General features: G+C 56.1%; 13 protein-coding genes. 6 read left to right on the top strand and 7 right to left on the bottom strand.

Annotated elements, in window-relative coordinates; all coding sequences use genetic code 11:
• Positions 1-89 precede the first annotated feature (89 nt).
• Positions 90-1,583: a carboxypeptidase M32 gene (locus DFP90_RS16295; RefSeq protein ID WP_115937581.1), complete on the bottom strand. Its 1,494-nt coding sequence runs from the start codon at positions 1,581-1,583 to the stop codon at positions 90-92.
• 151 nt (positions 1,584-1,734) lie between these two features.
• Between DFP90_RS16295 and DFP90_RS16290 the strand changes: the two genes are divergently transcribed.
• The gene (locus DFP90_RS16290) at positions 1,735-3,000 is read left to right on the top strand and encodes an O-antigen ligase family protein (protein WP_147301039.1); all 1,266 of its coding nucleotides are present in this window, start codon (positions 1,735-1,737) and stop codon (positions 2,998-3,000) included.
• 29 nt (positions 3,001-3,029) lie between these two features.
• Here the strand turns inward: DFP90_RS16290 and hemF are convergent, their stop codons facing one another.
• Entirely contained in the window at positions 3,030-3,917 is an 888-nt protein-coding gene (hemF, locus tag DFP90_RS16285; RefSeq protein WP_115937579.1) for an oxygen-dependent coproporphyrinogen oxidase, read from the bottom strand.
• 54 nt (positions 3,918-3,971) lie between these two features.
• On the bottom strand, positions 3,972-4,439 hold the full coding sequence (locus DFP90_RS16280) for a tRNA (cytidine(34)-2'-O)-methyltransferase (RefSeq protein WP_115937578.1): 468 nt from the start codon (positions 4,437-4,439) through the stop codon (positions 3,972-3,974).
• Between the two features lie 293 nt (positions 4,440-4,732).
• Here DFP90_RS16280 and petA point away from each other — a divergent pair, with 293 nt between their 5' ends.
• The 5 genes from petA to DFP90_RS16255 all read left to right on the top strand — a co-directional run bounded on the left by petA (position 4,733) and on the right by DFP90_RS16255 (position 8,938).
• Complete coding sequence (gene petA / locus DFP90_RS16275) at positions 4,733-5,278, top strand: ubiquinol-cytochrome c reductase iron-sulfur subunit (protein WP_115937577.1); 546 nt, start codon at positions 4,733-4,735, stop codon at positions 5,276-5,278.
• Between the two features lie 8 nt (positions 5,279-5,286).
• Positions 5,287-6,555, top strand: a complete 1,269-nt coding sequence (locus DFP90_RS16270) for a cytochrome b (protein WP_425452179.1) — start codon at positions 5,287-5,289, stop codon at positions 6,553-6,555.
• Positions 6,556-6,570: 15 nt separating this feature from the next.
• Complete coding sequence (locus DFP90_RS16265; protein WP_115937575.1) at positions 6,571-7,479, top strand: cytochrome c1; 909 nt, start codon at positions 6,571-6,573, stop codon at positions 7,477-7,479.
• Between the two features lie 73 nt (positions 7,480-7,552).
• A complete protein-coding gene (locus tag DFP90_RS16260) occupies positions 7,553-8,299 on the top strand; it encodes a class I SAM-dependent methyltransferase (protein WP_115937574.1) in 747 nt (248 codons plus the stop codon).
• A gap of 105 nt (positions 8,300-8,404) precedes the next feature.
• Complete coding sequence (locus DFP90_RS16255) at positions 8,405-8,938, top strand: PAS domain-containing protein (protein WP_115937573.1); 534 nt, start codon at positions 8,405-8,407, stop codon at positions 8,936-8,938.
• 78 nt (positions 8,939-9,016) lie between these two features.
• On the opposite strand, the gene DFP90_RS16250 is transcribed toward DFP90_RS16255, so the two are convergent.
• Genes DFP90_RS16250 through DFP90_RS16235 form a run of 4 tightly spaced genes read right to left on the bottom strand, consistent with a single transcriptional unit; the run spans position 9,017 to position 13,196 of the window.
• Complete coding sequence (locus tag DFP90_RS16250) at positions 9,017-9,853, bottom strand: hypothetical protein (RefSeq protein ID WP_115937572.1); 837 nt, start codon at positions 9,851-9,853, stop codon at positions 9,017-9,019.
• A gap of 56 nt (positions 9,854-9,909) precedes the next feature.
• A complete protein-coding gene (locus tag DFP90_RS16245; RefSeq protein WP_115937571.1) occupies positions 9,910-11,163 on the bottom strand; it encodes a gluzincin family metallopeptidase in 1,254 nt (417 codons plus the stop codon).
• Between the two features lie 3 nt (positions 11,164-11,166).
• Positions 11,167-11,925, bottom strand: coding sequence for a TfuA-like protein (locus DFP90_RS16240; protein WP_115937570.1), 759 nt, complete (start codon positions 11,923-11,925; stop codon positions 11,167-11,169).
• Positions 11,922-13,196, bottom strand: coding sequence for a YcaO-like family protein (locus DFP90_RS16235; protein WP_115937569.1), 1,275 nt, complete (start codon positions 13,194-13,196; stop codon positions 11,922-11,924). Before DFP90_RS16235 ends, DFP90_RS16240 begins: the two co-directional genes overlap by 4 nt.
• Positions 13,197-13,198 lie beyond the last annotated feature (2 nt).

Below are 13,198 nucleotides of genomic sequence, written 5' to 3'. Positions count from 1 at the left end.
AGAAGGCGGACGGTCTGTTCAGACGCTATCGCTGTGTTTTTTCCAAAACCGGCACTATTCAAAGGAATTACGGGGCCGGTTGCAAGCGCTTAATCGCTGAGATAGCGGCGTTTGAGGTGGTTTTTAAAGGCTTCCGGATCCAGTGGCCGTCCCGTCGCGCGGCTGACCAGCTCATCGGTGCTGAGCAGCGAGCCCTGCCCATGCACATGCGTCCGCAACCAGGAAAGCAGGGGCGAGAAATCGCCTTTACCAATGGCCGGCAGGATGGCGGCATCGGCCTCGGTTGCGGCCTGGAAGAGCTGAGCCGAGGTCATGGCGCCTAGAGTATAGGTCGGGAAATAACCCCAAGCGCCGTCATACCAGTGGATATCCTGCATACAGCCAAGCGTGTCGGTGGGCGGGGTGATGCCCAGCAAGGAGGTCATGCCTTCATTCCAGGCGCCGGGCAACTCCGCCACTGTCAAATCACCCTTCAACATGGCCTGTTCCAGCCGAAAGCGTAGGATCACATGAGCGGGATAGGTGACTTCATCGGCATCGACCCGGATGAAATCCGGCTTTACCAGGATATTGCGGCGGTAATAGTTTTCGTCACTCAACCCTTCCTGATGGCCGAAGGCCTCCCGTAAGATCGGGGCGGCAAAGGAGGCGAATTCCCGTGACCGGCAGGCTTGCATCTCGATGATCAGCGACTGGCTTTCATGGATGGTCATGCCTCTTGCATCACCCACCGGCTGATGGGTCCAGGCATCCGGCAATCCTTGCTCGTAGAGCGCATGGCCACATTCATGCAGCACGGCCATCAAACTGCCGCTGAAATCATCCTCACTATAGATCGTGGTGATCCGGCTGTCGCCTTTATAGCCGGTAGAGAAGGGATGGGCGCTTTCATCCAGGCGGCCGCGGGTGAAGCTGAAGCCCACTGTTTCGGCAAATTGCCGGGTCATCCGCTTTTGCGTTTCGATTGGAAACGGTCCTTTTAGGGGCGGCAGAGGGGATTTGGCCTCCTGGTGGCTCAGCACTTGATCCAGGAAGTCGGGCAGGAAGGCTGCATAATCGTCGAAAATTGGCTGAATATTGGCGGATTTTCCGCCGGGTTCATATTCATCCAACAGCGCGTCATAGTCTGTGCATCCCAATTTTTCCGCCTTGGCCTGGGCTACTTGGCGTGTCAGGCCCAGCAGTTTGGTCAGGGCGGGCGCAACCAGGTCAAAGTCATTTTGTTTCTTGGCCCGGCGCCACAAAGTCTCGCATTCCATACCGGATTTGGAGCTTGCCGCCACCAGGTCTTCCGGTACTGCAACGGCATGGATATAGGCCCGGCGCATTTCATTGAGATTGGCCCGCTGCCAATCATCAAGTGCCATATTTTCAGAGGCGTCCAGCAGATCCCGGACCGCAGGATCGGTCAGCATCTTGTGATGCATGACCTTCAAAGCGGCCAGTTGCTCAGACCGGGGCTCAGCACCGCCCGGTGGCATCATGACGGCCATGTCCCAATGAAGGACGGACATGGCTTCGGAAAAAACGGCCATGCGTTGAAAACGGTCTTGGAGGTCCTGATAGGCTGATTTAGCGGTCATGATTGAGTGTCCGGTTGGTGTTGGTCGGGCGACAAAATGGCGAGAGCGGCATTTTCTTGCAAAGGACAATTGAAGTACAGGGGAGAGTTTCTATATCATGGCCAAGCTGGCGAATCGTCACGTAACAATAACCAAAAATTTAGGCTTTGATATGAACTTGCCTACCGTTTCGGCGCGCCTCTCTTCACTTCAGGCCGCATTTCTCGGTATCAGCATACCGTTTTTTGTGATCGGCCGATCGGTCATGGCGGTTGCGATTGCCCTGTCTGCATTGATTCTGTTGTACCGGTTTGTACAGGAACGGGGCTGGCAGCATTGGCGGAGCCTTGTTGTATCCCCGCACGGATTGGTTCTTTCGGCCATGCTGCTTTGGTGGCTGATTAGTTCGGTTGTCGCCTATGATCCTAAAAACGCTCTGGGCGCCCTGGCGCATTCCGCCGGCTACATTTTTCTGGCGGCAGAGGTTGCCCGACAGTTTGCCAGCCGTCAGGAAATGATCGGAATCTTCATGCGTTCCTTGACGGTGAGTGCGCTGGTCATAGGTGGCTATATTGTTGCCGTCGCCTATGTAAACCCAGACTTTTTGGGCCTGTTGGAGGCCTTGCGCGGCAAAGAGTTAAGCTTTATCAGGGTGTTTAAACCCTATGCATCCCTGGTGGCCTGCACGATGCCCCTATTGTTTTGGTGGGGCTTACGGGACCGGGGGGCATGGCGCTGGTTGTCTCTGACGACATTGCCGGTTGCTGTCCTGGTGATTTATTACAATGGCGTTGAAATCAGCCGTGCGGCGGTTATTGGGGCCTTGGTGGGCTTTGTCGGACCGGCTGCCTGCTGGCTGTTGGTTAAACTGCCGGGCATTTTGCAGCGGACCATTGTCGTCGCCGGGTTTTCGGCCGTTTCCATCGGTGGTTTGTTATTCCTCCAGGCTTTGCCCCATATGCCGTTTGACGGTATGCGCCTGCCTGAGATTGCGCTGCCGTTTCCCGATCTCCATCGCCAGGTAATCTGGGGCTTCATCTATGATTTGGTCGTGGCGAACCCGCTGTTGGGTGTTGGGATTGACTGTTCCAATCTGCTGCCTTCGGCGCGGGCTGAAATCACATTGAACTTGGTGAAAAAAGTTGAAACCGTGCAATTCATCGGCTCCCACCCCCATAACTGGGTTTTGGAAGTCCTGGTCGAAACCGGGGTGCCGGGCCTGGTTGGTGCGGTTGCCGCGCTTGTGCTGCTGACCCGTGGTATCCTATATGATCCGCGCCTGGGGCAGGCCCGATGGGCGGCGGTTGGCGTGATCTTCGCGTTCTGGATCAGCTCGCTTGCCAATTTCTCGATCTGGACAAGCTGGTGGCAGGCCGGTTTTGCCGTGTTGATTGGTGTCGCTTTGGCCAGCCGTGTGCCGGAAAAGGCGGGGGGCTGATCGCCTCCCCCCTTGGAGCAGTCTGTTGTTTAGGGCCAGCGTGCTTCCGGCGGCAGGGACATGAGCACCGCTTCCGGGTTGCCGCCGGTCATCAACCCAAACCGCGTGCCCCGGTCATAGACCAGGTTAAACTCTGCATAGCGACCGCGCTTGATCAACTGCCACTCGCGTTGTTCCTCTGTCCAGTTCTCGTTCATATGGCGTGCCACCAGACGCGGATAAATATCCAGGAAAGCCCGGCCGACATCCTGGGTGAAGTTGAAATCCGTCTGCCAGTCACCGCTATCCAAATAGTCAAAGAAAATCCCGCCGACGCCCCGTGGCTCGTTCCAATGCTTGATCATGAAATAATCGTCGCACCATTCCTTGTATTTCGGATAGTAGGCCGGATCATATTTGTCGCATGTGGCTTTTAGGACATCGTGAAATTCCTGGGTTTCCGCCTCGATTTCATACATGGGGTTGAGATCGGTGCCGCCGCCAAACCAGGATTTCGAGGTTACGATGAAGCGAGTATTCATATGGATAGCGGGCACCAGCGGTGAATGCATATGGGCCACCAGGGAAAGGCCGCTGGCCCAGAATTTACCCTCTGATTCTTCGGCACCCGGAATTTCCTTTCGGAACTGCTCGGAAAAAGTACCGTGCACGGTAGAGATATTCACCCCAACCTTTTCAAAAACACGGCCTCGCATGATCGACATGGTGCCACCGCCGCCGGTTTCGCCGACCTGGTCAGGGCGTTGCCAGGTCTTGCGCTCGAAGCGTCCAGGTTCCTGGTCTGCATTGGTGCCGGTGAGTTCATCTTCCAGATCTTCAAAGGCTTTGCAGATCTGATTCCTCAGATCCTCGAACCAGGCGCTGGCCTCGGTCTTCCGGTTTTCCAAAAGCTCTGCGGTGGTGTCAGTGCTATTCACGAATCTCTGCCTTCCAAAGAAAAGTCTAAAATGGGTGCGTCCGGGGGACGAACTTCAGCTCTGGGGGAAGCCGCCAGTTTGGCGCAACGCCTCACCTAAAACCATGGCGGCGGAAACCGCAACATTGATTGACCGCATTTCCGGCGCCATGGGGATCAACAGACGTGCATGGGCCGCCGCGTGGACTTCTTCCGGCACGCCGGCGCTTTCCCGACCGACCATCAGTGTATCCTGTTCCGCAAAAGAATAATCCGTATAGGCCTGTGCGCCCTTGGTGGTGAGCAGGGCCAGCCTGCGGCCCTCATCTTCCAGGGATTGCCGGAAAAAGTCCCAAGACCGGTGGCGACGTATTTCAACCGCGTCTAGATAATCCATTCCGGCACGCCGCATTTTTTGTTCCGACCAGACGAATCCACAGGGTTCGATGACATCCACGCCGAGGCCCATACATGCGGCAAAACGCAGCAGAGTGCCTGCGTTTTGTGGGATTTCTGGTTGGTAAAGCGCCAGTCTCAAAGCCATTGCCGATCCACCGTATTCTCTATGGAAACCGTATGATGGGATTCCGTTTTTTATCTGTTGCCAATTTACTATAGAAGCCTGAGTTTCCGCGCAAATGTTAGATGATGGCCTTTCCATTTAAGGACTTATCTTGTATAGGAACCCGGATAAATGGTGCATCGTTCCCTAACCGGAACGCGGGCGGGCAGAGCGCAAAGACTGCTTTCCAGCCCGTTTTGGTGCACGCGAGCCGAAATTTTTTCGGATATTTCGAGCTGCCCTAGGGCTTGTTAGATCGGAATGAGGGGACGAAGATGGCTGATGTGAGCCAGCCGGCCAACGGTGAAGAACCGAACCGCCGGGATTTTCTGAATATTGCTGTCGGCGCGACTGGCGCAGTGGGCGGGGCGTTTTTTGCCTGGCCGCTGATCGATTCCATGAACCCGGCCGCAGATACTTTGGCCCTGGCCTCCACGGAAGTGGACCTCAGCGCAGTTGAGGAAGGCCAGAGCATCGTTGTTAAATGGCGCGGTAAGCCGGTTTTCATCCGTCATCGCACGGCGGAGGAAATTGAAGCGGCACAAGCGGTAAACCTGGATGACCTGGTGGATCCGCAGACCGACGGCGATCGCGTTCAGAAGGATGAATGGCTGATCATGGTCGGCGTCTGCACCCATCTGGGCTGCATTCCGCTGGGCAACAAGGACGGCGAGCCGAAAGGTGATTTCGGCGGTTGGTTCTGCCCCTGCCACGGATCTCACTATGACACTTCCGGTCGTATCCGGAAGGGGCCTGCTCCCAAGAACCTTGGTGTTCCGGAATATGCCTTCATTGATGAATCCGTTGTGAAAATCGGCTAAGGGGACGAATGATGAGTGGACCTGCTCCCGAATTCAAAAACCCGGTCGTGCGCTGGATCGATGTGCGCCTGCCGGTTTTTTCCTATCTGCACCATGAATACCGTGCCTTTCCCGTCCCGAAGAACCTGAACTATTTCTGGAGCTTCGGCGGTATGGCGACCATGTGTCTGATCGTCATGATCGTCACCGGTATCGTGCTTTCCATGCAATATACCCCGCATGTTGACTATGCCTTTGACAGCGTCGAGCGCATCATGCGTGACGTGAATTACGGCTGGTTGCTGCGCTATATCCATATGAATGGCGCCTCGATGTTCTTCATCGTGGTTTATATTCATATTTTCCGTGGCCTCTATTACGGATCGTATAAAGCACCACGTGAGATCCTGTGGATCCTGGGTGTCGTGATCCTGTTGCTCATGATGGGCACCGCCTTCATGGGCTACGTGCTGCCCTGGGGCCAGATGTCCTTCTGGGGTGCGACTGTGATCACCAACCTTTTCTCGGCTCTGCCGATTGTGGGCGACCCGATCGTGACCCTGCTGTGGGGCGGTTTCTCGGTTGATAACCCGACCCTGAACCGGTTCTTCTCGCTGCATTACCTGCTGCCGTTCGTGATCTTCGGCGTTGTGATCCTGCATATCATTGCCATGCATATTGCCGGTTCCAACAACCCGAAAGGGATTGATCCGAAAGGCCCGCAGGACACCGTGATGTTCTATCCCTACATGACGGCGAAAGACACCATCGCGCTTGTGGCCTTCATTCTGTTCTGGGCGTTCTTTGTCTTCTACGCACCGAACTATATGGGTCATCCGGATAACTACATCCCGGCCGAGCCGCTGGTGACCCCGGCGCATATTGTTCCGGAATGGTATTTCCTGCCCTATTACGCGATCCTGCGTGCCTTCACCCCGGATTTCCCGCTTTACTGGCCGATGGCCTGGATCGGGATCGATGCCAAATTGGCGGGTGTTCTGGGCATGTTCGGTTCCCTGATCCTGGTGGCCCTGTTGCCGTGGCTGGATACCTCTAAGGTGAAATCCTGCAAATACCGTCCGGTTTACAAATGGTTCATGCTGCTTTTCGTGGCCGATGTCATCGTGCTCGGCTATTGCGGCGGCAAACCGGCTGAAGGCTGGTATGTGGCACTCTCTCAGGTCGCCACCTTCTGGTATTTCTTCCATCTACTGGTCCTGACCCCGGTCATCGGCTGGTTCGAACGTCCCAAACCCTTGCCCGCCTCGATCTCCGAGCCGGTCATGGCTGCGAAGTAAGAGGAGACCAGAATAATGCGTAAGTCTGTATTTGCTCTTGCTGCAGCCCTGATGATGGGGGCCACCGGCGCCCAGGCAGCAGGCGACAAGATCGTCCCGGCGGAACAGGAATGGTCCTGGACCGGTTATTTCGGTAAGTTCGACAAGGCATCCGCCCAGCGTGGCCTGCAGGTCTATCAAGAGGTCTGCTCTACCTGTCACGGATTGAAGCGTGTTGCCTACCGGAACCTGATGGATCTCGGTTACACCGAGGATCAGGTAAAGGCCTTCGCCGCTGAATATGAAGTGATGGACGGTCCGGATGACGAAGGGGAGATGTTCTTCCGTGCGGCCATCCCGGCTGACAAATTCGTCAGCCCGTTTGCCAACGACAATGCGGCCCGTGCCAGCAATGGTGGCGCATTGCCGCCCGATCTGTCGCTGATCGTCAAGGCCCGTGCCACCGGCTATGGCTCTATCCCCCTCAACTTTGCCAAATGGATGCAGGGTAATGGCACCGCGAGCGGCGCTGATTACATCTATGCCCTGTTGACCGGCTATGAAGAGGATGATGAGACGGCCAATGCCTGGCTGAAAGAACGCTGGGATCATGCGGAAGAAACCGGTCATCTGACCAAGCATCAGCTGGAGGAAGGCTTCAAGGAGCATGTCACCGCTGAGGGCAAATATTTCAACCGTTATTTCCCGGGGCATAACATCGGCATGGCACCGCCGATTGACGATGATTATGTGGAATATGAGGATGGCACCGAGGCCACCAAGGAACAGATCGCGCGCGATATCGCGACTTTCCTGGCCTGGGCATCCGAACCGGAACTGGAACAGCGTAAGGAAATGGGCTGGAAGGTTATTCTCTTCCTGGTCTTCCTGCTGGGCCTGACCATTGCGGCCAAGCGCCGTCTTTGGAAAAACGTGAAGAAGTAATCACCGGTTTCCCGGTTGATGATTGGAGACGGCCCGGTATTGTTACCGGGCCGTTTTCTTATGGGGTTTGGATATGCGGGACATCGATCTTTCCGAATATGACCGGCCGGATCTCTATGATCTGGAAAATGGCACGGATCAGGATCTGGATTTCTTCCTGGCCCAGGCGCGTCAGACCGGCGGGCCGGTTTTGGATATCGCCTGCGGCACCGGCCGGATCGGCATTCCTCTGGCCAGGGAAGGCTATCAGGTGACAGGGGTTGACCTGAGTGAACCGATGTTGGTCCATGGCCGCGGCCTTGCCGGTGAGTTGCCAATCTCCTTCCTCAAAGCCGACTGTCGCGATTTTGATTTGAGAACCCGTTTTCCACTGGTTTTCATGACCGGCCATGGATTTCAAAATCTGATCCGGGACGAGGATCAAGCGGCTTTGTTCGGCTGTGTGCGCCGTCACCTGGCGCCGGGCGGGCGGTTTGTGTTTGAGACCCGTAATCGGGATATCTCGCCATTGGCATCCTCCTGCGATCGTAAGGCCTATCGGTCTTATCGGATGCCGAATGGTGAGTGGATCGATTGTTCAATCAAACAGGATTATGACCGCAAAACATCATGTCTTCACTATCGGATTTGGCGGGAAAACAGGCGGAGTGGTGAGGTCTGGCAGGGATCGGGTCTTTTGCGATTTCCCAGTGAGGGGGAGATCCGACTGGGGTTGAAGGCGGCGGGCCTGGAGGTTGTCTCCTGCTATGGCGATTGGGGGTGTGAAGCTGCAAGCAGAACGGCGCCGGAACGGATCTTTGTCTGTCAGTTAATGGCGTGAATGTGGGAAAAGGCCTCGCCATTAACGATAATTTAAACGGAAATGGCTATTATAGAGGGAGGAGGGGCAAGTTAAGAACGGAATCAAGGTTCTAACGGGGGGACCATGACGCAGAGATCAAAAGCAACGATTCTTCCCGGTGATGATAATCCCGGGCGCAAGGATAATTTCCAGTATATTGAACGCTACCCGGTTGTGGGTTCTGTTGCCTTCCAGACCGATGTGGTGCGCAGGCTCTATGAGAAATGGCGCCGGGATGGCGCGCGCGTTGACGCCTGGAACGTGGACAATCTGGACAGTGATGTGGAGTTCCGTCCGAATTATTACATGGTCCGGGTGTTGGGGGATGGCAGTTTCCTCTATCAGCGGAATGGCCGGGAAGTTAGGCGTCTGGTCGGCGGTTATCAAAAGGGTGAGACATTCAGCTATACCGATCAAAAGCAGGAAGCCCGGACTTTGGCGCGCTATTTTCAGGAAGTGGTGGATGACCGGCTATGCTATCGCTGTTGCGGTGAATTAGTGACGGCCGAGGGGCGGAAAAGCTTCGAATCCCTCGATTGCCCCCTCATGGATGAGCATGGCACCGTAGTGGCGACCATTGGTGCGTTAGCCCTTACTGAGGTGGATGCCGGTCGTTGACGACTTCCGGAAATGTGACCGTAAAAAAGCCCGGGAGAAATCTCCCGGGCGTTCAGCACGATCAAACTGGTGACGGGATTAATCCTCGTCGTCATCCTGGTGGCGGCTGGACATGACCGCCCGTCCGGTCATGACGGCACGGGATGCCATTACGGCACGGGATGTCATAACGGCGCGGGATGCCATAACGGCGCGGGATGCCATAACGGCACGGGATGCCATGACGGCACGGGATGCCATAACGGCGCGGGATGCCATAACGGCACGGGATGCCATGACGGCACGGGATGCCATGACAGCGCGGGATGCCATGACCGCACGACCGGTCAAATCATCCCCGGGAAACGTCTCCCGAACGGCGAGATCAGGGCGATCGACACCGTTGCTCAGCGCCAGTTCGGATTTCACGTTTTCGTCAATCACCTCGTAACTGTCGAGGTCGCCGGGCACGAAGTAGAGACGGCCGTCTGCGCCACGCAGGGTCAGGCCGCTGCCGTCGTTGACCATGCCGATTTCGTCGGCCACATCCATTTCTTCGGCATCGGTCCAGTCGTCGAATTCCTCTTCTTCCAGGATCTCGCTAACCGTGCCTTCAAGTGTGGCGATCTCCAGGCTTGGATCGTCCTGATCAAGTTCCCACATTGAATAGTCGGATTTCGGAAAAGCATCCTCCCAGCCTTTTGCATCTGCCCCGCCATTGGGCATCAGCATCAGCACCGGTTCATCCAGCAAAGCCTGTTCCTGATCCACCATATACCCGTGGATATACGCCAGGACCGGCTTGGATTTCGGATCCTGACCCAGGAATTTTTGGAGACGGCGGCTCAGCGCCTTGGGATCAATGTTAAATCCGTCGACCACCTGTCCATAAACCGTGAAATGGTAGGGGTCCCCTAATGTGACCTTCTTCGGCATGATTATTCCCCTTCTCAAAGTAACAAGTCCCGGCCCCATGCCGGAAAAAATACGAACTAGTGCGCTTCATGCGCTTTCCGGCTGCGCGGATACCCAAACCCAATCTCGCGCCAACGAAAACTTTCAATGATGGCGTTTTGATAGCAATTGCCGCTCAAACGCCTGTCGATGGTAAGGAATGTTTTGGCGACCCCGCCGTAAGTGAGATGGTCGGCTCTTAACTGACGCCAGCATTCGGCCAGCCGATATCCCAGGGCATCACGGGCAATTTCAAGGGCCTGCCGGAAAAGATCAGGAGATTGGGCATAACAGTCCTGATACTGTTTATGGAGGCGATCGCCAGCCAGCGCCAGTTTTGAATTGCGGGTGGAATCCCGGTTTAACTCAGCCGGAATTGCACCCAGACGGACCAGGTTGTTTTGATAAATCTCGACCAATATGTCGAAAAAGGCACCGGTCAGGGGTTCGCCCAGACTATGCACCTGCTTATAACTCAGCTCTTCAACCGGGGTTCGCACATCAATGCAGTCGCGCATGCGGTAAGCGTTGGAGGCCAGCCTGATCTCCTCGGTTTGCGAGAGTTCGCCAACCCGGTTCAGCATATTTTCAAGATAGAGGTTACCGGCGGTTTTCCTGAGCAGGCGATCCAGGAATTTCTCGAAATGAAGCACAGAGAGCACAGCGACAAGATCGCTGGCGGATTCATGAAAGCCGCGATATTCAGCTGTTATATTTCTCTCACTGGGAATGCCGACCATGGAAAAGACCAGCCCATGTCCCGCCTCATGGGCCAGCACATCAAAATTCAGCGCATAGGCATGTCGGTTGCCCTGGCCATCCCTGCCATAGCCCGCCTCCATAAAGGCCCAGCCGAATTGCGCGTTATTCCAGTCCAGCCAGGGAATCATTTCCAATCGGTCATGGGTCTGGCGGAAATGCCAGGGAATAGGTCCGCGGAAATAATCTTCCCATATATCCAGCACCCGGCGGACGGTTCCATACATATGGGCGGCACGGAATTCACGGCTGTCCTGGCCATGATGATCAAAATGGCCTTGCGGGCAAGGCGGAGCAGGGGGATGTGCGGGGCCTTTAAAGGGGAGGGAAAAAGGGTCTTCGTAAAAATCTTTCTTCTCTTTGGGGTCGATCACATACATCCGATGATCGGACGGGCCTGGCTGGATGCTGCCCGGTGGCGGGGAGAGCCAGACTGTTTCCGGGATCTCATATCCTTCCAGAAAGGGCGGCTGGGCGTGGAGGCGGAATTTGGTGCCATGGCCCTGCAATCTGGCGTCCAACTTCCGTGACATTGGTCAATCCCCCTCTTTTGTTGAAGGGAGGGAAAGGCCCTGAAGGGCGGCGTCCCAAACCGTGGTTTCCTCGAAGCGGAAAGTGGGCGGCCGGCTGATCACTTCCCCGGCGGCCACCTTGTGTAACAGGCTTTCCGCATCCAGGCGTTTTTGGTTGATCCGACCGGTTTCGAGCCATTGTTCCAGTTGGTCCAGATCATGGCCGTCGGCACGGCCGAGGCGCAGCAACTCGGGATAGTGGCGGTTCTTGTAAAACAGGGATTTCGCCAAGCGGGCCAGCCGATCCCGCGTACGGTCATCAATAATGCCCGCCTGTTCAGCCGCATCCAGGGTGGCCCGGATATCCACCATGGCAACCGAGCCTGCATAAGCCAATTCCTTGGGGGCATGAATGACGGCGACTTCGTCATCATCCTCGAACCGCTCCTTTGTGAATGGGGGAAACACCCCATCCCGATAGGCTTGATAGATGCGTCCATGGCCGATCATGCCAAACTGGCAAAGCTCGGCGGCCCGCAAGGCTCCCATGCTGGAGGCGCCACAAACGGTGCGGCCCTGTTCCAGAGCCCAGAGAATCTCTTTATGCCAGACGGCGGGGGTTTGCTCGAACAGACCATCAATCAAAACAAGGGTTTGTGGATCATATGCTTCAACCGCACGGATGATATCCCCTTGGGCGACCGGCGGCAGGTAAACGGCATCCAGGATCGTTTGCGCTTCGGAATGGGCCAGGGTGGGACCAAGGAAAACACAGATGGTCATGACGTGGCCTCCAGCAGTTTGAGGGCGCGCTCGCCCGGCAAGTAATCCGAATGCGGCCCTTCCAGAAGGCTTTCCAATCCCGGCACAACCACTCTCGATACCGGAATATTGAGCGCCTGCTTGCTGAGATCCACATGCATGACTTCGGTGATGCCGGAATCGGCCAATGCAGACAGAGTATGTTCGAGATCCGATGCCAGACAGTCGGTTTCATGATGCGGAATATCCTGAAACGACCGGGCCGGCACATGATCCGCGACAAGTGCACGGGCATTGTCGTGGCGCAGCGCAACGGCATCGGCTGCGTAATCGCGTGCGGTGATGTCGTCCCGTGCGCCCGTGATATAGGTTGTGCGGGCTTGAGCGGCCTCCGTCAGGGCACGCGCCAGGGCAACGGGCCTGGATAAATGGCACCCGGAACCAAATTCCGGCGCGCCCACGGTCCGGTCTCGACCCGCGATCAGACATTGGAAAGCAGGCAGGCCAATGTCTGATGTGATGTCCCAGATCACCAGATCCATCCCGGCGGCCTTGATCCGGTCGATTAAGTCTCTACAGGCGGGGTCATCGATGCTGTGGGGATCAACAACGGTAGCCGCCTGGGTTTGATCGCCCGATAATTTCCATAAGGTTATGGCATCGCGTTCGATGACTTCATACAAGCCGTGGCTTATGGCCTCCTCTTTGACATTGCCCGAGGCCAGGCCGTTGGTGGTGGCGGCAAAACTGCCGGATCCTGGCAGATGGGGCAGGGTGTAGTTGGCATGAACCAGCTCAAATGGCAGCCATTTACGCCCGCCATTCAGCAAATCTTCTCCTTCGATCCAGAAGATCGGACATAGAGGGTCAAAATTGCCCTCCTTGGAAAAGGGCATCTTATGGATTTCGGCGATGGCATGGCTGTAGCAGATTTCTTCCACAGCGCCATATTTTAACGGCAGGTCAATGGTTTCCGCGTGAAAGGTTTCAACGGCTTCCATGATGGCAGAGGCCCTGGCAGCGGCCGGGTCCAGTCCTTTGCCCTGAAAAACAGCGAGCGAACGGGAATTGGGCCTGCAGGCCATGAAGACGGGGATGCCCAGACAATCGAGGCCGGTGATATTGGCGATCCGGGTGATCCCGAAGACCGGCAACAATGGTTCGATGCGCGCAAGTGTTTTGTCCGGCGAAACCGCCCGATGGGTGCCGGACCGGTATCCTTTCGGTACGGCTGGTTGGCCGCGATATTCATTTGCTGCCGAGCTGGCCTGATGCCGTGCGCGTTGAAGCACCC

The organism is Aestuariispira insulae (genome assembly GCF_003385955.1).
Taxonomy (GTDB): domain Bacteria; phylum Pseudomonadota; class Alphaproteobacteria; order UBA8366; family Aestuariispiraceae; genus Aestuariispira; species Aestuariispira insulae.
This window is presented reverse-complemented; position numbering and strand designations above follow the sequence as displayed.

Bases quoted from the DNA above. Each gene is read 5' to 3' on its own strand.
- DFP90_RS16295 (WP_115937581.1), bottom strand. From the start codon at position 1,583: ATGACCGCTAAATCAGCCTATCAGGACCTCCAAGACCGTTTTCAACGC.
- DFP90_RS16290 (WP_147301039.1), top strand. From the start codon at position 1,735: ATGAACTTGCCTACCGTTTCGGCGCGCCTCTCTTCACTTCAGGCCGCA.
- DFP90_RS16280 (WP_115937578.1), bottom strand. From the start codon at position 4,439: ATGGCTTTGAGACTGGCGCTTTACCAACCAGAAATCCCACAAAACGCA.
- petA (WP_115937577.1), top strand. From the start codon at position 4,733: ATGGCTGATGTGAGCCAGCCGGCCAACGGTGAAGAACCGAACCGCCGG.
- DFP90_RS16270 (WP_425452179.1), top strand. From the start codon at position 5,287: ATGATGAGTGGACCTGCTCCCGAATTCAAAAACCCGGTCGTGCGCTGG.
- DFP90_RS16265 (WP_115937575.1), top strand. From the start codon at position 6,571: ATGCGTAAGTCTGTATTTGCTCTTGCTGCAGCCCTGATGATGGGGGCC.
- DFP90_RS16260 (WP_115937574.1), top strand. From the start codon at position 7,553: ATGCGGGACATCGATCTTTCCGAATATGACCGGCCGGATCTCTATGAT.
- DFP90_RS16255 (WP_115937573.1), top strand. From the start codon at position 8,405: ATGACGCAGAGATCAAAAGCAACGATTCTTCCCGGTGATGATAATCCC.
- DFP90_RS16250 (WP_115937572.1), bottom strand. From the start codon at position 9,853: ATGCCGAAGAAGGTCACATTAGGGGACCCCTACCATTTCACGGTTTAT.
- DFP90_RS16245 (WP_115937571.1), bottom strand. From the start codon at position 11,163: ATGTCACGGAAGTTGGACGCCAGATTGCAGGGCCATGGCACCAAATTC.
- DFP90_RS16240 (WP_115937570.1), bottom strand. From the start codon at position 11,925: ATGACCATCTGTGTTTTCCTTGGTCCCACCCTGGCCCATTCCGAAGCG.